Here is a 20,004-nt window from a genome sequence, read left to right as displayed (position 1 = left end):
ATTTTTATTCACTTATACATTTTCTGTTCACTGAAAAATCCGTTCAAAGAAAATAACGTTGTTGCATTAAGAAACACTGACCCGCCGCTTTTTTCAAGCGCATAAAAAACAGGCTGACCGCGTCAGCCTGTTTTCATCATCATCAATCCGCTCAAAAAATAGACAATAGAGCTTGCATAAAAAATCATTTGCACCGTAAAAAAGTCGGCCAGAAAACCGCCGAGCATAATGGCCGCCGCTGAAAAGATCGCCGTCCAAAAGTGGTAATTCCCAATCTTTCTTCCCCGCTCTCCGCTGTCTGTAAAATCGGCGATTAGCACTTTTTCTCCGTGCTTTTGCATCGCTCCAAAAACCCCTAACAGCACTTGGACGATGTACACTTGAACAACGCTGCCAATATGCGGGACATACAAAAGCAGGACGGCCATGCCCCAAGAGTTCGCCAGCAGAAAATAGCGGCTGTCGAGCCTTCCAGACAGCCGTCCGAGGAGCGGATAAATGAGCGCCCCGCTTAGCCCGAACAATCCGTAGGAAAAACCGAACTGCGTGTAGCTTGAGCCGATGTTTTTCACAAACAGAATATAAAACGGAAAGATCAAGCTGCTCGCGAAAAAGACGCTGCTCTGTGATAATGTGAGCCATTTTAATTTGTTTTTCCCCATTATTTATACCTCTGATAAAAATAATTCATAAAGCGTTCATCCGGGTCATACGTTCGTTTTTTCTGAAAAAACACTTCGCTTTTCGGATACGCCTGCCTCATTTGCGCTTTTGTCTGGTAGGTCATATACGGCAAATAATAGCTGCCGCCGTGCATGATGGCAACGTCTGTCATGCGCCTGATGATCCGGGCGGTGTCTGCCTGGGCTTCTTTTGAAAACCCCTCGTTGATTAAAAGCACGAGCGAAAACATATCATCCTTTCCATAGGAAAGGTCGGCTTTTTCATTTTTCTGCACGTAGCGGATCGTAATGTTCACAAGGTTTAAATCCTCGTCAGACAGCGTTTGTCTCAGGTCGTCAATATAGGACGCATACTCCTTCACCGGCACAAAGTATTCCTGCAAAACATCTGTGTTGTCATTGTTTTCATATTCGAGAAATGCTGATTCGGACCGCATGACGTTATTGCGGGTGATCTTTGTGCCGTTTTGGCTCAGAAAATAGGATTTCTGCGTGTTCCACAGCCAATTTCTGCCCCATTCATACCGTCTTGACAAGCCGAGTGCAAACTTTGTGACCCCGGTATACTCGTCTTCTTTAAGATCGCTGTATGATGACAGCTGATCCTGATCATCTGCCACTTCATAATTCGTAACATACATGTCTTCCAGAAAACCTTTTTTCGCTGTTGAAATTCGCGCCAGATGCATTCGGACATCCGGATTTCCTTTTACGTGCTTTGTAAAATAGTCTGCGTATTCGCTGTCATTCATTTTTTCCGTCTTCATGACATACAGCTCATCATCCGTCAGCTCAAGCGTTACATCAAGAATCACGCCAAAAAGACCGTACCCTCCGATGACTGCTGTAAACAAATCATCTTTTGGGGTGACGGTGACGATCGTTCCGTCCGCTTTTAAAAGCCGAAATGATTTGACAGTATCAATCAGCGAGCCGTAGCGGATATCACGTCCGTGAGCATTGGCGCTGAGAGATCCTCCAATGGTGAAAATATTTTGTGACTGCATGACCTTTACCGCAAGTCCGTATGGATTCACATATTTCTGGATGTCATTCCACGTCGCGCCGCTTTGGACTCTGATGGTTTTTTTCTCTTGATCAAGTGATAGGATTTTGTTATAGCCTGTCATGTCGAGAACGATGCCGTCCTCATAGTATGTATGGCCGCCCATGGAGTGCTGGGTCCCGGCGATTGAAATCTTTATGTTTTTTCGATTGGCCTCTTTGATCGTGTCAATGAGCGTTTCCTCTTCCTGCCCTTTCACTGTTTGCTTAATTTTCACAGGCATCAGCCGGCTGACATCCGTCATCTCGCTTGTGTCTGTTTTTTGCTCTGAGTGCACAGAGTAGGCAAACAGGGCCGCATACGCGCCTGTACAAAGCGCGAATGCAAGCAATTTCTTTTTCATAGCGCTCTCCCTGCTGTTTTTATGGCCATTATACCATATCTCACGCCCTCATTTTTCCATATTATCTCCTTGCCCGTTTTTCAGCGCGGCGGTCAGCCACGACAAAGCAGGCGTGAATCGCGCCCGGCAGCCAAAAGATACAGGTCAATATGAGGTTCAGCAATGCCTGAAACGGTTTTCCCGTCAACAAAACAGCGAGCGGCGGGCACAGGACAGCCAGCAGATACATCATTTTCTTTCACTCCTTTCAGCTGTAAAAAAGGACAGCCCCACAGTAAGGCTGTCCTCTTTTGTTTGTTTTATTGAATGCCAAGCGCGATTTTCGCGTATCTGGACATTTTATCTCTTGTCCAAGGCGGATTCCACACAATGTGAACCTCCGTCTCTTTTACTTCTGGAATGTCCGCTAACGCTTTTTTCACTTCATCCACAATAATCGGCGCTAAAGGGCACCCCATTGATGTCAGTGTCATCGTCACGTGCGTTAATCCGTCGTCATCCATATCAACATCATATACCAAACCAAGGTTCACGATATCAACGCCAAGCTCAGGATCAACAACCTGTTCCAGGGCGCCCATGATGTTTTCTTTTAATGCTTCTTCCACGTTCCCTCACTCCTTTTTCTACAGTATAACGTAAATCCGGCCCTTCTTCACACCATTGTGCTTTATAAGTGCGTATCAAACCATTCAATCGTTTGTAACACAGCTGTTCGCGGGACTTTATGGTCGGCGTGTTCATCTCCGATAAATTGGAGGCGTTCCGGCTGCTCGCTGTAATGCGATTTAATCGTCTCATAAAATTTTCGGGTCGGCGCGTAAGGCACGACTTTATCTTTTGCGCCGTGCCAAAATAGTAGCGGGCGCTGGCGCAATTTCTCCGGCTGAAGGCTGAGATCCCGCATTTCGAGACGCTTCGTCAGCTCTTCTACCTTTTCTTCCGGCACCTCGATATCAATGCCCTGAGTTTGAATATGGTCAATCTGCTGCTGAAACAGTTCCATGTAATTCGGGCTCCCCATCAGGCTGACGCCGGCTTTTATCCAATCGTAAGCAGTCAGTGCGCCAAGCGTTGTGATGCCGCCCATTGACGTGCCGGCTAGTCCGATGCGGCCGCTGTCTATCAGGCCCTCACTTTCAAAGTGGGTTTTGAGTGCGCCGATCTCTTCAATCTCGTTGAGGACGATGTCCCAAAAATGGCCGGCCAGCTCTTCAACAGCCATTTGCCCACCTCGTTCGCCATGGTGCAGAGCCTCTGGCAGAATGGCTCTGAAGCCCTTCTCCGCCAGCAGATAAGCGATATGAAGATTGTGTTCTTTCGCGCTCGTAAAACCGTGGATAAAAATCACGAGAGGAACAGCGCGGTGCCTGTTCTCTTCCTTTACAATATGTAAAAACGGAATACCGGAAACGGTTTGATGTTCAATTTGGATCAAAATGTGTCCCTCCTTAGGATAACCATAATCATAAGTGTAACATGTAGACAATAAAGATGGTAAAAAGCTACACTGTAAGTAAGGCAAAACAAGCAAATTCTAAGATCAAAGGAGCTTTTCATGGAGACAAAACCCTATTTAATCGCATTAGACTTAGATGGAACGTTATTAAAGGATGATAAAACCATATCCGAAAACACCCTTCGGACGATACAGCGCCTAAAAGATGACGGGCATCATGTCTGCATCTCGACAGGCCGGCCATACCGTTCAAGTTCCTTGTACTACCAGCAGATGGAGCTGACAACGCCGATTGTCAATTTTAACGGAGCGTTTGTCCACCATCCGCAGGACGACAGCTGGGGACGGTACCATACCTCGCTGCCGCTTGATGTTGTCATGCAGCTCGTGGATATCAGCGAGAAATACAACGTACATAATGTGCTTGCTGAAGTCATTGACGACGTGTATTTTCATTACCATGACGAGCACTTGATTGATGCTTTTAACATGAATACAACACATGTGACAGTCGGAGACTTGCGGGAAAATCTCGGTGAGGATGTTACATCTGTGCTCATTCATGCAAAAGAAGAAGATGTGCCAGCCATACGCTCCTATTTATCGGATGTACACGCCGAGGTGATCGATCACAGAAGATGGGCCGCGCCGTGGCATGTGATAGAAATTATTAAAAGCGGAATGAATAAAGCGGTCGGCCTTCAGAAAATAAGTGATTATTACAACGTGCCGAGGGAGCGGATCATTGCTTTCGGGGATGAGGATAACGATTTGGAAATGCTTGAATTCGCCGGCTGCGGCGTTGCGATGGGAAATGGAATTGACGCTGTCAAGCAGGTGGCCAACCGAACTACGGGAGCAAATGAAGAGGACGGCGTGGCAAAATTCTTGAAAGAATATTTCTCACTGTAAAGGCATGCCCGTATTAATTTTTGCCACTTATAAACCTGACTTTGCCCCACCATACTATTGAAGACGACTCATCTCGTCAAAGTATGGAAGGGGGCAGTCTCAAAATGGGTAAACGAAGCAAATCCAGAAGGTTTATTCACCAGGGTAAAGACTCCATCGGGCAACACGCCACAAGATTTCCATATCGGTCTACTTTAGAAGAAGCTCACCAGCATGCCGCGGCACGAGACTCGGCTGAAAGGCAGTATGAATATTAATGAGAAATGAACTGTTTCAGCAGGCAAAATCATTTGTTCAACAGGCTGTCATGGTGACAAACGGCTTTGAGGAAGGCGATCAAGATCAAGCGATTCTGAGAGCCAAAAATGCTGTGTCTTCTGCGTACGCCAACTCGACAGATGCAGAACGTCGCCAGCTCCATCAGTTTCAGGATCAGCTGGACAAACTCCAATAAAAAAAGGCTATGGCGATTGATTCGCCATAGCCTTTTTATTTCACTTCAAACTGCTGAACAGCCTGAACCTGCTTGAGATTTTCCGCTCTGCCCTTAAATGTTACCTTCACCTCGTAGGTTCCAGGCTCAGGGACTTCCTTCCATACATCAGAGAAATCGTACGTTTCTCCAGGTTCAAGTGTCATGTTTTGAAAAGCCTGCGTAAACATTTTGTCTTTCGAATAACGGTATCTTTCTTTGTGCTCAGAATCATACACGACAAGTTCAAATTTTTGCCCTGTGCTAAATTGAAAATCAATCGCACGTTCGCTTTGGTTCTTCAGCGACATGTTAAACTTGATTTGTTCAGGCTCCTGAATTACGTCAACAGATAAAACAACCTCTTGATTCTCCATTCCGCCTGATACCTCCTTATCGGGTTCTGTCTGCTCATCCTTTCCGCAGCCTATCAAAAGCAGTACGGGCAGGAGCATCACAAGCAGCCGTTTCACGACTTCCACCTGCTTTCGTCAGTCTTTTCTAAAGAAGCCAAAAATCCCAGTTGTTTGCACAATGTTTGTAAATGCTTTCGGATCGACTTCTTTGACGATCTTCTCTAAATCGTACAGTTCATACCTTGTGATGACGATAATCATCATCTCTTTCTGTTCATTCGTAAAGGCTCCTTTGGCCGGAACAGTGGTAATGCCGCGCACCATTTTTCCGTAAATGGCTTCCTTGATTTCGTCCGCCTTTTTCGTCACGATCATCGCCGTGAGCTTCATGTGGCGCGTGTGAATGGCATCGATCACCCTTGTTGTCACATACAGCGTAACCAGGGTATATAATGCTTTCTCCCAACCTTGCAATAATCCTGCCGTCAAGATGATAATCCCGTTTAGAATGAAGAAATACGTGCCGATGGGTTTATCCTTCCACTTGGCAAGCACCATGGCGACGATATCGAGCCCGCCTGTCGAAGCGCCGTATTTTAATGTTAAGCCGATACCGACCGCAGAAATGACACCGCCAAACACCGCGTTCAGCAAAATGTCATGTGACAGGCTTGTTTCCGGCAGGATTCCCATAAACAATGTAGTCAGCCCGACACTTAAAATGCTGTACACCGTAAACGATTTGCCGACCTTCATCCATCCTAAAATACCGACCGGAATGTTTAAGAGGAACAAGAGCGTTCCCGTCGATATGTAAAAGGGGGCGTATTGAACAATGACGCTTGATAAAAGCTGGGCGACTCCCGTAAATCCGCTGGCATATACATCTGCGGGAATTAAAAATAAGTTCAGCCCGGCCGCATTAAGTAAAGCGCCGATGATGACGACGAGTAATTTTTTTGTTTGATCTAGTACCATGGCATGTTCCTCCGCTCTATCTTCTTTAATATGTTTTCCCTTAAAACAAATATTTGAACACGATTTTGGCAAATTAATATGATATAGTTGGCTTAACTCTTATGATAACGAGCGATAACAGAAAGAAGGGAAGCAATATGACAGTTCATCTCATCGCTGACAGCGCCGCCGATCTGCCCCGTTCTTACTTTGAAGAAAACGGCATTGGCTTTATTCCGCTCAGGGTTTCTCTCGGCGATAAAGAATTCGAGGATGCAGTCACGATTGATGCGGATCAAATATTTGAAGCGATGCAAAATGGAGAAACGCCTAAGACGTCCCAAGCTTCACCGCAAACGATTAAAAATGTATTTTTGCAATATGCCAAAACAGGTGAGCCCGCTCTTTACATTGCCTTTTCCTCAGGCCTTTCCGGCACGTATCAGACGGCTGTGATGATGGCCAATGAAGTGAAGGAGGAATTCCCCGATTTCGATTTGCGGGTCATCGATTCCAAATGCGCTTCATTAGGATACGGTCTGGCCGTCCGGCATGCCGCCGATCTCTGTATCAACGGGAATACAATACAAGAAATCGAAACGTCTGTAAAGAACTTTTGTGAACAGATTGAGCACATATTTACCGTTGATGATCTGACCTATCTTGCACGAGGCGGCCGCATCTCCAAAACATCCGCTTTTGTCGGCGGCCTGCTCAATATTAAACCGCTGCTTCAGATGGAGGACAGCAAGCTTGTGCCTCTGGAAAAAATCCGCGGACAGAAAAAACTTTTCAAACGGATCATCGAAATAATGAAAGAGCGCGGTGATGATTGGGGCAATCAAACCGTCGGAATCAGCTACGCCGCGGATGAAGATAAAGCCATTAGCATGAAACACTTAATTGAGGATGAGTTCAAGCCGAAAGAGATCATCATCCATTCAATCGGCTCTGCGATCGGGTCGCACGCCGGCCCCGGCACATTGGCGATATTCTTTTTAAGAAAATGAACAAACAAAAACCTCCAGTATGTGGTGCAGTCTGGAGGTTTTATAGCAATGTTTTCTTTACATACATGATGACTCCCGCTCCATATGCCAAAATCATAGGCGGAATCAGCTGGTCTTGTCCTTGAAACGAAATAAACCCGTTTAACAGAATAAATATCCCTGAATTCAGAAAAAAGTATCCCGCAATTCTAGCCAGACGGCCTTTGTCACGTATCCGGGACTCCCCGAAACCGGACAGTATCCATGTTTGCTTTTTTATTCCTGCCATATAAGCAATCCAAAAGAAAAGCCCCGCAATCAAGATCAATAAAAAATCGATCCGAACTTCCATGAACTCTCCCCCCTGTCTTTTCACTGACAACACACTCTGTCTCCCGTCATGATACGTAACAGCATTTTATTTGTGAAGTCCTTATATAAAAAATAGAAGGCGCGAGGCCTTCTATTTTTTCTCGTATGTCCATCCATTTTCCTGATACACTTTTCCGTATTTCATTAAATGGCCGAGCGCGCGTTTAAAAGCGGCTTTGCTCATGTTAAAACGTTCTCTGATATCGTCAGGCTCGCTTTTGTCGCTATACGGCATAGCGCCGTTTCTTGTTCTCATATACGTCAGAATGTACTCGGCATCTATAGACAACGCATCCTGTTTTCTCGGAAGCAGCGACATGTTGACTGAACCGTCTTCTTTTACTTGAATCACCCGTCCCGTGATTCTTGAGCCGAGTCTTGGCTCCTCTTTTCTTTCTGACGGATGGATAAAACCGCGGATGCCGTCGTCCGTAATGATGAATGAACCCGTTGCGATCAATCTGTACACCGTACCTGTCAGCTCTTTATTCATCAGGTCTTCTGAGGCGTCGGTAAAGAGTTCGCTGATGATATCTTCCGGCGCTGGTTTCGCAAACATGCGCCCCCGGTTCGTCACCTTCAGCATACAGTAGAGCTTGTCGCCTTTTTGCGGCCAGACATCCTCGTATGGCGGCAAATGCTCAGTTGCGACAAGCGCATCCTTGGATAAGCCGACATCAACGAAAACGCCCATATCTTCCACTTTATCCACCACTTCGACCCAGCCGTACTCGTCCGCGCTGATGGACGGAATTTTCATCGTGGCCGCAAGTCTTTCCTGCTGGTCGACGTATATAAAGACCTCTACTTCGTCTCTGTCCTCGATATCCTCAGTTATTTCACTGTTATGTAAGAGAATCGTGTCTTCTCCATCGGTCAAAAAGTAACCGAAGTCGGTTTGGTGATCTATACTCAAGGTGAGTTGCTGCCCTGGTCTCATGCTATCGTCCTTCCTGTTCCGCTTGTTTTCCGCGGATTCTGTTAACATTTTTTCCAATCATCACAAATTGATTCTTTGTTCTGTTGGAAGTTTCTCTTTATTCTACTATAATCAACACATAAGTTAAATGTTATGGAGGTTTTCATATGGCAAAAGAAAGTTCATTTGATATTGTATCCAAGGTCGAGTTGCCTGAAGTGCAAAACGCGATCCAAATCGCACTCAAGGAAATCAGCACACGCTATGACTTTAAAGGCAGCAAAAGCGACATTTCTTTAGATAAAGAGGAGCTTGTCCTCGTTTCTGATGACGAATTTAAATTAAGCCAGCTGAAAGACGTGCTGGTCAGTAAATTGATTAAGGGAAACGTGCCGACAAAAAACATTGATTACGGCAAGATTGAAAGCGCGTCAGGCGGAACGGTGCGCCAGCGCGCCAAACTTGTTCAAGGCATTGACAAGGATAATGCCAAAAAAGTTAATGCGATCATCAAAAACTCCGGACTGAAAGTCAAGTCACAAGTGCAGGATGATCAAGTTCGTGTCACCGGTAAAAACAAGGATGATCTGCAGCAGATTATTACAGCAGTGAGAGGCGCAGATTTGCCAATTGACGTTCAATTTATAAATTTCAGATAAATTTTCTGAATCCTATTGATTATTGTCTTTATTTTCGGTAAATTTAGAGAAAGGGAAAAAGCCCCGCAGCTTTTGGCATTTCCTCATACGAAAACTTCATATCCGTTCTTATCAAGAGAAGCAGAGGGACTGGCCCGACGAAGCTTCAGCAACCGGTGTAATGGCGTTCAGCCATGACCAAGGTGCTAAATCCAGCAAGCTCGAACAGCTTGGAAGATAAGAAGAGACAAAATCACTGACAAAGTCTTCTTCTTAAGAGGACTTTTTTTATTTCTCTTTTTTTCCTTGCTGAATGTGAATAAAGGAGGCAGACAATGGGACTTTTAGAAGATTTGCAAAAACAGGTGTTAATCGGTGACGGCGCAATGGGGACGCTCCTCTACTCCTACGGCATTGACAGGTGCTTTGAGGAACTCAACATTTCAAAGCCGGAGGAAATTCAGCGCATACATAAAGCGTACGTTGAGGCTGGAGCCAATATCATTCAAACAAATACGTACGGAGCCAATTATATTAAATTATCCAGGCACGGGCTTGAGGGTGACATTAAAAAAATGAATCAGGAGGCAGTGAAGATTGCGCGGGCTTCAGCAGGCGATGCGTACGTTTTGGGGACAATGGGCGGCATCCGCACATTTAATAAAAACGCGTACAGCCTTGACGAAATCAAACGCAGCTTTCGCGAGCAGCTGTACCTGCTCCTGCATGAACAACCGGACGGCTTGCTGTTGGAGACGTATTATGATTTGGAAGAAGCCCGTGAAGTGCTGAAAATCGCGCGCAAAGAGACCGCCCTTCCGATTATGCTTAACGTCTCCATGCACGAGCAAGGTGTACTGCAGGACGGAACACCGCTTTCTGAAGCATTGCGGTCAATCGCTGATCTCGGGGCTGATATCGTCGGCATTAACTGCCGGCTCGGCCCTTATCACATGATTGAAGCGCTAAGCGAAGTGCCGATTTTTGATGATGTGTTTTTATCCGTTTATCCGAACAGCAGTCTTCCTTCGCTTGAAGAGGGACGGCTCGTCTATGAAACAGACGACACATATTTTCAAAACAGCGCCTTAGAATTCCGCAAGCAAGGCGCGCGGATTATCGGCGGCTGCTGCGGCACCACGCCAAATCACATTCAGGCGATGGCGGAAGCGGTTGGCGGGCTTGCTCCCATTACTGAAAAAGAAGTCAAAGTCCCTGCTAAAGAATGTATTTCTGTTCAGCATGAGCGGACAGAGCCCGGCCTGAATGAGATCGCGGTTGAAAAACGCTCCATCATCGTAGAGCTGGACCCGCCGAAAAAATTGAGCTTTGATAAATTTTTGTCCGCCGCTGCTGAATTGAAAGAAGCGGGAATCAACGCCCTGACGCTCGCCGACAATTCTCTGGCTACTCCGCGGATCAGCAATGTTGCCTGCGGCGCTCTTGTGAAGCAACAGCTCGATATGCGCTCCCTTGTCCATATTACATGCCGTGACCGAAACATTATCGGCTTGCAGTCACATTTAATGGGCCTTGATACGTTAGGGCTGAATGACGTGCTGGCCATTACAGGCGACCCTTCTAAAATCGGGGATTTCCCGGGGGCGACGTCTGTGTATGATTTAACATCCTTTGATTTAATCAGGCTGATCAAACAATTCAACGAAGGACTGTCCCTGTCTGGAAAACCGCTTGGCAAGAAAACGAATTTCTCAGTCGCCGCCGCATTTAATCCTAACGTGCGCCATCTGGATAAAGCGGTGAAACGGCTTGAGAAAAAAATAGATTGCGGAGCCGATTACTTTGTTTCACAGCCTGTTTATTCCGAGCAGCAGCTCGTCGACATCCATAACGAAACAAAGCATCTGAAGACACCGATCTATATCGGCATTATGCCGCTCACAAGCAGCCGGAACGCTGAATTCATCCACAATGAAATCCCAGGCATTAAGCTGTCTGACTCTATTCGCGAAAAAATGGCTCTCGCCGGCGAGGATAAAGAGAAGCAAAAAGCGGAAGGCCTTGCGATTGCACGCTCCCTGTTGGATACGGCATGCGAGCTGTTTAACGGCATCTATTTGATCACGCCTTTTCTCAGATCTGACTTGACCGCTGAGCTCACATCGTATATCCAGCAAAAGGATGAGCAGCGCCAAAATATCTATTTGCATTAATACTAGAGACCGCCTGAACCAATCAGGCGGTCTATTTTTGCCGCATTCGTGTTACGATATAAAAAAGCCATTTTTGAGGAGAAACATCATGCTCGTAGTCAAAACCATTTTCGCGGAAGATACATACGACACCCTGCAAAAACCGGCAGACAAAGGCGTGCAGGCAGTATGGCACAATGCAAGACAACATGTCCAAGGCTGCTACGCAACGCTTGGCTGGGAACCGTTTGAGCTTCCCGGCATTGGCACACATATTGTGATGTACAAAACACTCGGAACAAGCAGGTGACCTGTATGAAGATAGCAGATGAGCTGATTGAGCTTCACGAAAAACATACCCCCGGTCTATTGCGGCTTTGCAGGCAAGCCGGGTGGCCTGATTATGGCGAACTAGAACTGAAAATGCTTGTCCAACAAGGACGCTTTTTCGGTTATCAAAATGACCGCGGAGACCTCATTTCCTGCATCGGATTGTTTTTGTTTGGCCGTCTTGCTTCAATCGGACTCGTCATCGTGGATAAGGAATACAAACGGCTCGGTCTCGGGCGGCGGATGGTAAACGCGTGCATCAGCCAAACGGATGAAAGCACATTCATCAGGCTTTGCGCCACAACAGAAGGTTTGCCTCTTTATGAAAAAGCAGGTTTTCATACGGCGGGGTCAGTCCAAAAGTACAGCTGTCACAGGTTTCAACCGATTGAAAAGCGAGATTACCTTGATGCTGAACTGACCTCCTTTCGAGAACAAGACTTTCAAGCATTAGCCGCTGCCGACCTGGCGGCTTTTGGGGGAGATCGGTCAAACCTTCTGCAACAGCTTATTTCCGCTTCAGAGGAATGTATCATCGCCAGAAACAACAAGGGGCATCTGATTGGCTACGGCCTATCTGTACAGACACCTGCCAACTTGAAATTCGGGCCCGTCATTGCGCCATCATCGGACATTGCTGCACGACTACTCAACAGGCTGGCCGCCGGCAAACAAGGTCCGATGCGCATCGATATACCGGCAGAACACACATCGTTTCATGACAGGCTGATAAAAATGGGATTTCAAGGAGACGCAGAGGCACCGCTTATGCTTTACCAGGAAAAGATGCTACCTGACCAGAATGGACATTTATATGCGTTGACTTCGCAGGCGCTCGGTTAACCCTCTTTTTCCCGAACAGGCAGTTTCTGTTCGGTTTTTTACTGTCTTAACGTTGAATAAACGAAGCTATCAGGGACATTCTAAGCAGAAGAAAAGGAGTGTGCTCTGAGATGGAATCATCAAAACAAAATAACGGAATGACGATTGTTGCAATTGGTTCAATTCCTTTAATATTAACACTTGGAAACTCAATGCTAATTCCGATTTTGCCAAAAATGAAATCTGAACTTCATTTATCACAATTTCAAGTCAGTCTCGTAATCACAGTATTTTCCTTGATTGCGGCGTTCGCCATTCCGATTGTCGGTTATCTCGCAGACCGGTTCTCAAGGAAAATCATCATTATTCCCTGCTTATTTCTGTATGGTGCCGGCGGCTTGTTAGCCGGATTTGCCGCAGGTTTTTTTGACAATGCCTACCCTTGGGTCATGGCAGGACGGGCGCTTCAAGGAATCGGGGCAGCCGGAACCGGCCCGATTGCCATGGCGCTGACGGGGGATCTGTTTAAAGGCGCCCAGGAAAGCAAGGTGCTCGGCCTCGTTGAAGCTTCAAACGGCATGGGGAAAGTGCTTTCGCCAATCATCGGCTCCCTTATCGCCCTGCTTGTCTGGTATGGCGCGTTTTTTGCCTTCCCTGTGTTTTGCATCATTTCGATCGTGCTGACTTGGGTTTTTATTAAAGAAAAGAAAAAGGAAAAAGAACCGCCCCCGATCGGAAAATACGCGAAAGGCCTGTTAAGTGTTTTTAAACATGAAGGCAGATGGCTATTTACCGCTTATTTAGCCGGTGCGACTTGTTTGTTTACCTTGTTCGGGATCCTCTTTTACCTATCTGATGTCCTTGAAAAAACGTACGATACCGACGGCGTCAAAAAAGGCTTGATTTTGGCGATTCCGCTTTTGGTCATGTGTGTGACGTCCTATATAACCGGAAGCAAAATCGGGAAAAAGCAATCGCTGATGAAAAAGCTGATCGTCCTTGGATTGGCTTTTATGACGGTTTCTTACGCATCATTGTCTTTCATTGAAAATCTTGTGTTCTTTATCAGCGTTCTCGTGTTGAGCAGTATAGGCTCCGGCCTTGTCCTTCCTTGTGTGAACAGCTTTATTACCGGGGCTGTCGGTAAAGAAAGACGGGGATTTGTGACCTCGCTGTATGGATCGGTTCGTTTTTTAGGCGTTGCCATCGGGCCTCCCATTTTCGGCCGCCTCATGCAATGGTCCAGACCCGGCATGTTTTTAAGCATTGCGGGATTGACGCTTGTTGTCGGCATTCTCGTGATGTTGCTCATCCATGTGAATCAAAACAAAGAAGACACAAAAGAAAAAGAAGATTCTAAAAAGGCTGGCAATCGGCTTCAGCCTGCTCAGGAAAGGTAGTATCAGTTTGAAAATCGAACGGGTTGAGACCTTTCCGCTTTTGCATCGGTTGAAAGAGCCGTACGGAGACGCAAACGGATTCAAACAGTATCGAACTTGCTATCTCATCAGAATTGTCACAGAAAGCGGGATTGACGGCTGGGGAGAGTGTGTTGATTGGCTCCCGACTCTCCATGTCGGTTTTACCAAACGGATCATTCCTTATCTTTTAGGAAAACAGGCCGGCAGCCGCCTGCCATTAGTGCGCACGATTCAGAAATGGCATCAGCGCGCGGCCTCCGCCGTGAGCATGGCGCTGACAGAGATTGCGGCCAAAGCTGCGGATTGTTCGGTTTGCGAACTATGGGGCGGGCGGTACAGAGAAGAGATCCCTGTGTATGCCTCTTTTCAATCGTATTCAGATCACCCGCAATGGATCAGCCGTTCTGTTTCCCATGTAGAGAAGCAGTTAAAAAAAGGCTTTAAGCAAATCAAAGTCAAAATTGGCGGGACTGCATTTGAGGAAGATTTTCGGCACATTAACGCCCTGCAGCATACGGCCGGCAGCTCCATGACGATGATTCTGGACGCGAACCAAAGCTACGACGCCGCGGCCGCTTTCAAATGGGAACCTTATATTTCAGAGTGGATGAACATTGGCTGGTTTGAGGAGCCTTTGCCCTTTGATCAGCCGCAGGATTACGCGCTGCTCCGCAGCCGTTTATCTGTTCCAGTTGCCGGGGGAGAAAACATGAAAGGAGCGGCTCAATTTGCCTCCCTTCTTTCACAGCGGTGCTTGGATATGATTCAGCCTGATGTTATGCATGTCAACGGGATCGATGAGTTCCGGGACTGCCTCCAGCTCGCGCGTTATTTCGGCGTCAGAGCATCTGCACATGCCTATGATGGATCGCTCTCACGCCTATATTCTTTATTTGCGCAGGCCTGCCTGGCTCCATGGTCTAAAATGAAAAGTGACCAAATTGAACCGATTGAGTGGGACGTCATGGAGAATCCTTTTACAGATCTCATCAGCCTTCAGCCTTCAAAAGGAATGGTCCACATTCCGAAAGGCACAGGCATTGGCTTAGACATCAATATGGACATCATCAGCCGCTATAAGTGGGATGGCTCAGCCTATTAAGCTGGGCCATTTCCTTTTTTGCAGACATAAATCTTGGACAGCCTCATAAAATGGAAACAGCGGACAAGTCTTTTCATAAAGGAGCAATTGACGTAATGGCTGAACTGCTGATGAAAGCAAAACTCACGTTTATGATTGTCGTAGGCGGCGTACTGCAGGGACTCGGCATGTCCTTGTTTTTATTTCCGCATGATATTCCGACAGGCGGGGCAGCAGGTATTGCGGTGCTATTGCATTATCTGTTTCAGATTCCCCATGGCTTTTCAGTATGGGCCGTGAATGTGTCGATGCTTTTTACCGCTTTAAAATGGCTGGAGATGAGAACATTCACCGGCACCCTCGCCTCGATTACCGTCACATCTGTCTCGGTATTGATCTTTGACGCGATTGTTCCGGATATCACATCAAACCTGTGGATTGATCTGGCAAGCGGCGCTGTGTTATTGGGACTCGGTATCGGACTTTTATACAAATATAAAATTTCAAACGGAGGATTCGGAGCCCTTGCTCTGATGATTTCCATTTATCGGGGAGGCAATCCCGGAACGATCCTGCTCATCATGAATTGCATCATTTTTATGGTGACCGCTTCAATTATTGACTGGGGCATCGTGTTCCAAGCCCTGATATGCCAAGTGATATCAACTAGAGTCATTGATTTTATCTATAACATCCGCCTGACTTCCCTTCCCTATCTCACGCCTATGTACCGCCATAAAAAATAATAGGCAGAGGCTCTCTGTAAGGCGAGAGCCCCGCAGCCACCGTTTTACAAATAAAAGGTATCGGATCTTAACCCTAAACGCAGCGTCTCCAACGCGATCGCATCTTGAAACGGGATGTTGGCCAGATTCACATTCGACCCGACCCTTTGGATAAACCCCTGCTGGAGCGTTTTGTTCGGCGCTTCAAAAATCAGCCTTGTGATATCAATATCCGAGGACATGATGTCATCAACAATTTGAAACCGGACATCCCCGCTGCTGGAACAGATTCCGCCTGTCCCGCTCTCCCTTGCCTCTGTCATCACTTTTTCCGCGCCCGCTTCCATATCCTCAACGATATACTCAAGCCATTCCTCGGAGCTTTGCCGGCTTGATAATTCCGCATCCTTGCTGCCCACCTCGCTCAGCACAAGAAATTCATCAGAAAAATCGGCAATATAAGCCGCTTTCTCTTTATTTGTCATCGGAAGCGTGCCATTTGAAATCTCGATATATTCACAGCCGAAATAGGTGCAGTACCGATGAAATTCATTCACTTTTTTCTGGCTCACATACTTCTCAAACAGTGTGCCGCCAAAGAAAAATTGAATGTCGTGCTCTTTCAGCGTGCTGATTTTTTCTTCAAGGTCTTTCGTAAGTAATGATGTGCCCCAACCGAATTTCACAAAATCAATATAGTCAGACGCCGCTGTGATGACATCTTTGAAATATTGCAAAGGATAGCCGTTATCAATTAAAATGGTCTGCCCGGTTTCTCTCGGCTTGCTTGTTCTCACTGGCAATTCTAGTGAAAAATCATTCATATTATGACCCTCTCTATCGTAGGAACTTCTCTTTCTTGTCTCACTTTCATGACAAAATCGCCTGCCAATTCTTTTGTGCAATAGGCGATGTCTTCTGGATCAAACAATGGCTGGCGGCGGTCAAAAAATTTCTCCGCAACAGTAGAGCGATTGATTCTTTCAATCGCCTCCGCAGCCGTTACCTCATTTGTCTCTTCAATGATGCCCTTTATATACTGCGCACACACCATGTCGTCATCACCTGACGGATGGGAAGCGACAATGTTGATCACGCAATTCTTGTCGCCAAGCGTTTTCACGTGCTCTGCCGTTGTTCTGGCGTTGGAAAATCCAGTCACGAACAAGTGCTTGGCGTTCAGCGCCCCTAACGCCGCTGTGACGCCGTTTGTTGTTTTCTGGACCAGGTGCTTATCCGCCATGTCCTGCTCCGCCATGCGTTTTGGCGAATTATCCAAATCAAATCCGCTGATACCGACCCCCTTTTCTTCTCCCGTCAATACATAATCCGGATAGGTGTTTTTCAGTGCAAAGGCTTCGTCAGCTGTCCGGACCAAGTAAATCTCTTTCGCCCCGCCGATAAACGCATAATGGGCGACCGTAAAGGCTCTGATGACATCAATCACGATATGAATATCCCCCGGGGCAAGCGTATGATGATGCCCCTGATAAATGGTAATCGGCATAATACCTCTCCTTGGGCATAAAACCATTTTGCTTAAAAGCATATTCAGGCGGTCTCTTAATGGTTCCGCTCCTCATTTTAGGCGCGGGCCGCACCTGAAAAACCTGAACCTTTATGCAAAACATGAATAGTCTGCCTATAACTCGATCAATAGATAAAAAACAGAGATGCAAACGGGGGGAAAACGTTGAAGGAGCAAATCATCACTTATGACACGTGGAACGACACGCTGTCCAAACAGATAACAGATCAATTGATCGATGAGCTCGATGTGTTGAAATGGGCTTTCCGAACATACGGGGATAAGATTGTGTACGCGTGCAGCTTTGGCGCAGAAGGAATGGTGCTACTCGATCTCATATCAAAAATCAACAAAAACGCGCACATCATCTTTTTGGATACAGGGCTGCATTTTCACGAAACGTATGAGCTGATCGAGACCGTCAAAGAGCGATATCCGGCATTTACAATCCAGCTGCTCAAACCCGAGCTCAGCTTAAAAGAGCAGGAAACAACATACGGTGGAGAACTGTGGAAGCATAACCCGAATTTCTGCTGCCAATTGAGAAAGATTGAACCGCTGCAAAAGCACCTGTCCGGCATGACAGCTTGGATTTCGGGACTGCGCCGTGAGCAATCACCCACGAGAAAGCATATTCAATACGTGAATCTTGACCAGAAGTTCAAACTGATCAAAATTTGCCCGCTCATCCACTGGACATGGGATGACGTGTGGACGTACATCCGCCTGCACCATTTGCCTTATAACAAACTGCACGATCAACATTACCCGAGCATAGGCTGTGAAATGTGTACGTTGCCTTCCTCGGACCCGAACAATGAGAGGGCCGGAAGATGGGCCGGACGGGAGAAAACAGAATGCGGCCTGCATCAAGATTAATGGCCGGCATGTCTTTGTTAAGGGATTGAAAACATGTTGAGCGCTGCTAAAACTTTCAGCAAGCGCAGATAAGAAAACAAAGCAAACGTAAAAATGGAGGTTGAACACGTTGAATGGAAACGAACCCCATGGAGGGGTGTTAATCAACCGCTGCGATCCCGCATGCCATTTTGAAGGGTGCACGTGCGAAGCGGAGCTGGACCAACTTGCACTGAGCGACCTGGAGCTTATCGCGATCGGCGGCTACAGCCCGTTAACTGGTTTTTTGGGAGAAAAAGATTATCATTCTGTTGTGAAAGAAATGAGGCTGGCAAACGGATTGCCGTGGAGCCTGCCAATTACGCTAACGGTCAAGGAAGAAACAGCAAACAAACTGTCTGCCGGAGATCGCGTCAAGCTTGTGAGAGACGGCGTTGCCTACGGCATGATCACAGTCACTGATATTTACCGGCCTGATAAAACACAAGAAGCGCTGTCTGTTTTTCAAACAACCGATCCTGCCCACCCAGGCGTAAAAAAATTGCTGGAGCGTCCGGATTACTATATCGGAGGGCCTGTCACGGTCAGCCGCCTGCCCGACAAATCCTTCGAACAGTTCTATGCGGCGCCTGCCGAAACAAGAGCGGCCTTTACAAAACTCGGCTGGAAAACGATTGTTGGTTTTCAAACCAGGAACCCTGTTCACAGAGCGCATGAATATATTCAAAAAACAGCGTTGGAAACGGTCGACGGTCTGCTGCTTCACCCGCTTGTCGGAGAAACGAAGTCAGATGATATCCCGAGTGATATCAGAATGGAGAGCTACCAGGTTTTGCTTGATCACTATTATCCAAAGGATCGTGTCATGTTATCGGTTTTCCCTGCCGCCATGCGGTATGCAGGTCCGCGTGAAGCGATTTTCCATGCGCTCGTCCGCAAAAATTACGGCTGCACCCATTTTATTGTAGGCCGAGATCATGCGGGTGTCGGCAGCTATTACGGAACGTACGACGCGCAACATATTTTTCAATCATTCACAGAAGAGGAGCTGGGCATCAAGCCGCTGTTTTTTGAACACAGCTTTTACTGCCGGAAATGCGGAAACATGGGCACCTCAAAAACGTGTCCGCACAGCCCAAGAGACCACATCCACTTATCGGGCACAAAAGTGAGAGAGCTTCTTCGCCAAGGCAAAAAGCCGCCTAAAGAATTCAGCCGGCCTGAGGTCGCCAACGTGCTGATCAAGGGACTTCATCAACAGCCTGTTGCGATCCAGCAAAACAACGGGGGATTGCAATGACTCACAAACCGAACCTCATTTGGCACCCCGCTGCCATTTCAAAGTCTGACAGACAATCCTTAAACGGACACAAAAGCTGCGTTCTCTGGTTTACCGGGCTGTCGGGCTCAGGAAAATCGGTGCTGGCCAATGCCGTTGATGAAAAGCTGTACCGGATGGGCATTCAGAGCTATGTGCTTGACGGCGATAATATCCGCCACGGCTTAAACAAAGACCTTGGTTTTCAGATTGAAGACAGGATTGAAAACATCCGCCGGATCGGAGAAGTGTCGAAGCTGTTTGTCGATAGCGGGCAAATGATTTTAACGGCTTTTATTTCTCCATTCAGAGAAGACCGTGACATGGTCAGAGCGCTCTTTCCTCAAGGAGAATTCTTTGAAATTTACGTAAAATGCCCGCTGCATGTCTGTGAACAGCGCGATCCGAAGGGGCTTTATCAAAAAGCGCGAAACGGAGAGATCAAACATTTTACCGGGATCGATTCTCCGTATGAAGCGCCGCTTTCACCGGACTTCATCATTGAATCAGACCAGATCTCTATTTCCGATGGAGCTGACATCATCATTGCGGAACTGCAAACCAAAGGCATCATAAAAAAACCCGAATGATATCGGGTTTTT

Annotated in this window: 24 protein-coding genes, 1 pseudogene and 1 riboswitch; of the genes and pseudogenes, 14 read left to right on the top strand and 11 right to left on the bottom strand. The window is 46.9% G+C overall.

Going from position 1 to position 20,004, the window contains the following annotated elements:
- Positions 1-122: 122 nt before the first annotated feature.
- The 5 genes from SC79_RS01240 to SC79_RS01225 form a co-directional block, all read right to left on the bottom strand.
- A complete protein-coding gene (locus SC79_RS01240; RefSeq protein ID WP_039073521.1) occupies positions 123-662 on the bottom strand; it encodes an MFS transporter in 540 nt (179 codons plus the stop codon).
- Positions 662-2,092 carry an FAD-binding oxidoreductase gene (locus SC79_RS01235; RefSeq protein ID WP_039073520.1) on the bottom strand — a complete coding sequence of 477 codons (1,431 nt, stop codon included), beginning with the start codon at positions 2,090-2,092 and terminating at the stop codon, positions 662-664. Before SC79_RS01235 ends, SC79_RS01240 begins: the two co-directional genes overlap by 1 nt.
- 61 nt (positions 2,093-2,153) lie before the next feature.
- Positions 2,154-2,324 (bottom strand): YqaE/Pmp3 family membrane protein, encoded by a 171-nt coding sequence (locus SC79_RS19685; protein WP_010329351.1) that lies wholly within the window; start codon positions 2,322-2,324, stop codon positions 2,154-2,156.
- Between the two features lie 67 nt (positions 2,325-2,391).
- A complete protein-coding gene (locus tag SC79_RS01230) occupies positions 2,392-2,700 on the bottom strand; it encodes a metal-sulfur cluster assembly factor (RefSeq protein ID WP_010329350.1) in 309 nt (102 codons plus the stop codon).
- A 62-nt stretch (positions 2,701-2,762) separates the two neighbouring features.
- Positions 2,763-3,530, bottom strand: coding sequence for a prolyl oligopeptidase family serine peptidase (locus tag SC79_RS01225; protein ID WP_039073519.1), 768 nt, complete (start codon positions 3,528-3,530; stop codon positions 2,763-2,765).
- Positions 3,531-3,650: 120 nt separating this feature from the next.
- Between SC79_RS01225 and yitU the strand changes: the two genes are divergently transcribed.
- The 3 genes from yitU to SC79_RS01215 all read left to right on the top strand — a co-directional run bounded on the left by yitU (position 3,651) and on the right by SC79_RS01215 (position 4,917).
- Positions 3,651-4,463 carry a 5-amino-6-(5-phospho-D-ribitylamino)uracil phosphatase YitU gene (gene yitU / locus SC79_RS01220; protein ID WP_039073518.1) on the top strand — a complete coding sequence of 271 codons (813 nt, stop codon included), beginning with the start codon at positions 3,651-3,653 and terminating at the stop codon, positions 4,461-4,463.
- A gap of 104 nt (positions 4,464-4,567) precedes the next feature.
- Positions 4,568-4,720: a hypothetical protein gene (locus SC79_RS21115; protein ID WP_052245545.1), complete on the top strand. Its 153-nt coding sequence runs from the start codon at positions 4,568-4,570 to the stop codon at positions 4,718-4,720.
- Complete coding sequence (locus tag SC79_RS01215; RefSeq protein ID WP_010329346.1) at positions 4,720-4,917, top strand: DUF3813 domain-containing protein; 198 nt, start codon at positions 4,720-4,722, stop codon at positions 4,915-4,917. Before SC79_RS21115 ends, SC79_RS01215 begins: the two co-directional genes overlap by 1 nt.
- 35 nt (positions 4,918-4,952) lie before the next feature.
- Here SC79_RS01215 and SC79_RS01210 read toward each other — a convergent pair whose 3' ends face one another.
- Both SC79_RS01210 and SC79_RS01205 read right to left on the bottom strand, forming a co-directional pair.
- The gene (locus tag SC79_RS01210; protein ID WP_039073517.1) at positions 4,953-5,408 is read right to left on the bottom strand and encodes a BsuPI-related putative proteinase inhibitor; all 456 of its coding nucleotides are present in this window, start codon (positions 5,406-5,408) and stop codon (positions 4,953-4,955) included.
- Between the two features lie 18 nt (positions 5,409-5,426).
- A complete protein-coding gene (locus SC79_RS01205) occupies positions 5,427-6,269 on the bottom strand; it encodes a YitT family protein (protein WP_010329344.1) in 843 nt (280 codons plus the stop codon).
- A 137-nt stretch (positions 6,270-6,406) separates the two neighbouring features.
- On the opposite strand from SC79_RS01205, the gene SC79_RS01200 reads away from it, so the two are divergent.
- A complete protein-coding gene (locus tag SC79_RS01200) occupies positions 6,407-7,258 on the top strand; it encodes a DegV family protein (protein WP_039073516.1) in 852 nt (283 codons plus the stop codon).
- Positions 7,259-7,298: 40 nt separating this feature from the next.
- On the opposite strand, the gene SC79_RS01195 is transcribed toward SC79_RS01200, so the two are convergent.
- Together SC79_RS01195 and SC79_RS01190 are read right to left on the bottom strand one after the other, a co-directional pair.
- Complete coding sequence (locus SC79_RS01195) at positions 7,299-7,589, bottom strand: DUF3784 domain-containing protein (RefSeq protein ID WP_039073515.1); 291 nt, start codon at positions 7,587-7,589, stop codon at positions 7,299-7,301.
- Between the two features lie 111 nt (positions 7,590-7,700).
- Positions 7,701-8,597: a CvfB family protein gene (locus SC79_RS01190; protein ID WP_082022494.1), complete on the bottom strand. Its 897-nt coding sequence runs from the start codon at positions 8,595-8,597 to the stop codon at positions 7,701-7,703.
- A 98-nt stretch (positions 8,598-8,695) separates the two neighbouring features.
- On the opposite strand from SC79_RS01190, the gene SC79_RS01185 reads away from it, so the two are divergent.
- From SC79_RS01185 to SC79_RS01155, 7 genes and pseudogenes are all read left to right on the top strand, one after another.
- Complete coding sequence (locus tag SC79_RS01185) at positions 8,696-9,187, top strand: YajQ family cyclic di-GMP-binding protein (protein ID WP_039073513.1); 492 nt, start codon at positions 8,696-8,698, stop codon at positions 9,185-9,187.
- A gap of 105 nt (positions 9,188-9,292) precedes the next feature.
- Positions 9,293-9,410: riboswitch (SAM riboswitch) on the top strand.
- Between the two features lie 91 nt (positions 9,411-9,501).
- Complete coding sequence (locus tag SC79_RS01180; protein ID WP_039073512.1) at positions 9,502-11,340, top strand: bifunctional homocysteine S-methyltransferase/methylenetetrahydrofolate reductase; 1,839 nt, start codon at positions 9,502-9,504, stop codon at positions 11,338-11,340.
- A gap of 139 nt (positions 11,341-11,479) precedes the next feature.
- Positions 11,480-11,629 (top strand): annotated as a pseudogene (locus SC79_RS01175) (GNAT family N-acetyltransferase); the annotation flags it as partial.
- Between the two features lie 5 nt (positions 11,630-11,634).
- A complete protein-coding gene (locus SC79_RS01170; RefSeq protein WP_039073511.1) occupies positions 11,635-12,492 on the top strand; it encodes a GNAT family N-acetyltransferase in 858 nt (285 codons plus the stop codon).
- Positions 12,493-12,602: 110 nt separating this feature from the next.
- Positions 12,603-13,871 carry an MFS transporter gene (locus SC79_RS01165; RefSeq protein ID WP_039073510.1) on the top strand — a complete coding sequence of 423 codons (1,269 nt, stop codon included), beginning with the start codon at positions 12,603-12,605 and terminating at the stop codon, positions 13,869-13,871.
- A 7-nt stretch (positions 13,872-13,878) separates the two neighbouring features.
- Positions 13,879-14,994, top strand: a complete 1,116-nt coding sequence (locus SC79_RS01160; protein ID WP_039073509.1) for a mandelate racemase/muconate lactonizing enzyme family protein — start codon at positions 13,879-13,881, stop codon at positions 14,992-14,994.
- 95 nt (positions 14,995-15,089) lie between these two features.
- Positions 15,090-15,719, top strand: a complete 630-nt coding sequence (locus SC79_RS01155) for a YitT family protein (protein WP_026014477.1) — start codon at positions 15,090-15,092, stop codon at positions 15,717-15,719.
- A 44-nt stretch (positions 15,720-15,763) separates the two neighbouring features.
- Here the strand turns inward: SC79_RS01155 and SC79_RS01150 are convergent, their stop codons facing one another.
- Positions 15,764-16,522: a phosphosulfolactate synthase gene (locus tag SC79_RS01150; RefSeq protein WP_039073508.1), complete on the bottom strand. Its 759-nt coding sequence runs from the start codon at positions 16,520-16,522 to the stop codon at positions 15,764-15,766.
- Positions 16,519-17,205, bottom strand: coding sequence for a 2-phosphosulfolactate phosphatase (locus SC79_RS01145; RefSeq protein WP_039073507.1), 687 nt, complete (start codon positions 17,203-17,205; stop codon positions 16,519-16,521). Before SC79_RS01145 ends, SC79_RS01150 begins: the two co-directional genes overlap by 4 nt.
- A 186-nt stretch (positions 17,206-17,391) precedes the next feature.
- Here SC79_RS01145 and SC79_RS01140 point away from each other — a divergent pair, with 186 nt between their 5' ends.
- The 3 genes from SC79_RS01140 to cysC all read left to right on the top strand — a co-directional run bounded on the left by SC79_RS01140 (position 17,392) and on the right by cysC (position 19,992).
- Positions 17,392-18,105 carry a phosphoadenylyl-sulfate reductase gene (locus tag SC79_RS01140; protein WP_082022489.1) on the top strand — a complete coding sequence of 238 codons (714 nt, stop codon included), beginning with the start codon at positions 17,392-17,394 and terminating at the stop codon, positions 18,103-18,105.
- A gap of 109 nt (positions 18,106-18,214) precedes the next feature.
- A complete protein-coding gene (sat, locus tag SC79_RS01135; protein WP_039073506.1) occupies positions 18,215-19,384 on the top strand; it encodes a sulfate adenylyltransferase in 1,170 nt (389 codons plus the stop codon).
- Positions 19,381-19,992, top strand: a complete 612-nt coding sequence (cysC, locus tag SC79_RS01130; RefSeq protein WP_039073505.1) for an adenylyl-sulfate kinase — start codon at positions 19,381-19,383, stop codon at positions 19,990-19,992. The genes sat and cysC overlap by 4 nt, the downstream gene beginning before the upstream one ends.
- Positions 19,993-20,004 lie beyond the last annotated feature (12 nt).

Origin of the sequence: Bacillus sp. MSP13 (assembly GCF_000815295.1) — a bacterium.
GTDB lineage: Bacteria > Bacillota > Bacilli > Bacillales > Bacillaceae > Bacillus > Bacillus vallismortis.
Note: the sequence above shows the minus strand (reverse complement) of the source record. Positions and strands in the feature narration are given on the sequence as shown.

Bases quoted from the DNA above. Each gene is read 5' to 3' on its own strand.
- SC79_RS01240 (WP_039073521.1), bottom strand. From the start codon at position 662: ATGGGGAAAAACAAATTAAAATGGCTCACATTATCACAGAGCAGCGTC.
- SC79_RS01200 (WP_039073516.1), top strand. From the start codon at position 6,407: ATGACAGTTCATCTCATCGCTGACAGCGCCGCCGATCTGCCCCGTTCT.
- SC79_RS01235 (WP_039073520.1), bottom strand. From the start codon at position 2,092: ATGAAAAAGAAATTGCTTGCATTCGCGCTTTGTACAGGCGCGTATGCG.
- yitU (WP_039073518.1), top strand. From the start codon at position 3,651: ATGGAGACAAAACCCTATTTAATCGCATTAGACTTAGATGGAACGTTA.
- SC79_RS01195 (WP_039073515.1), bottom strand. From the start codon at position 7,589: ATGGAAGTTCGGATCGATTTTTTATTGATCTTGATTGCGGGGCTTTTC.
- SC79_RS21115 (WP_052245545.1), top strand. From the start codon at position 4,568: ATGGGTAAACGAAGCAAATCCAGAAGGTTTATTCACCAGGGTAAAGAC.
- SC79_RS01180 (WP_039073512.1), top strand. From the start codon at position 9,502: ATGGGACTTTTAGAAGATTTGCAAAAACAGGTGTTAATCGGTGACGGC.
- SC79_RS01215 (WP_010329346.1), top strand. From the start codon at position 4,720: ATGAGAAATGAACTGTTTCAGCAGGCAAAATCATTTGTTCAACAGGCT.
- SC79_RS01190 (WP_082022494.1), bottom strand. From the start codon at position 8,597: ATGTTAACAGAATCCGCGGAAAACAAGCGGAACAGGAAGGACGATAGC.
- SC79_RS01185 (WP_039073513.1), top strand. From the start codon at position 8,696: ATGGCAAAAGAAAGTTCATTTGATATTGTATCCAAGGTCGAGTTGCCT.
- SC79_RS01155 (WP_026014477.1), top strand. From the start codon at position 15,090: ATGGCTGAACTGCTGATGAAAGCAAAACTCACGTTTATGATTGTCGTA.
- SC79_RS01145 (WP_039073507.1), bottom strand. From the start codon at position 17,205: ATGCCGATTACCATTTATCAGGGGCATCATCATACGCTTGCCCCGGGG.
- SC79_RS01170 (WP_039073511.1), top strand. From the start codon at position 11,635: ATGAAGATAGCAGATGAGCTGATTGAGCTTCACGAAAAACATACCCCC.
- SC79_RS01165 (WP_039073510.1), top strand. From the start codon at position 12,603: ATGGAATCATCAAAACAAAATAACGGAATGACGATTGTTGCAATTGGT.
- SC79_RS01205 (WP_010329344.1), bottom strand. From the start codon at position 6,269: ATGGTACTAGATCAAACAAAAAAATTACTCGTCGTCATCATCGGCGCT.
- SC79_RS19685 (WP_010329351.1), bottom strand. From the start codon at position 2,324: ATGATGTATCTGCTGGCTGTCCTGTGCCCGCCGCTCGCTGTTTTGTTG.
- cysC (WP_039073505.1), top strand. From the start codon at position 19,381: ATGACTCACAAACCGAACCTCATTTGGCACCCCGCTGCCATTTCAAAG.
- SC79_RS01150 (WP_039073508.1), bottom strand. From the start codon at position 16,522: ATGAATGATTTTTCACTAGAATTGCCAGTGAGAACAAGCAAGCCGAGA.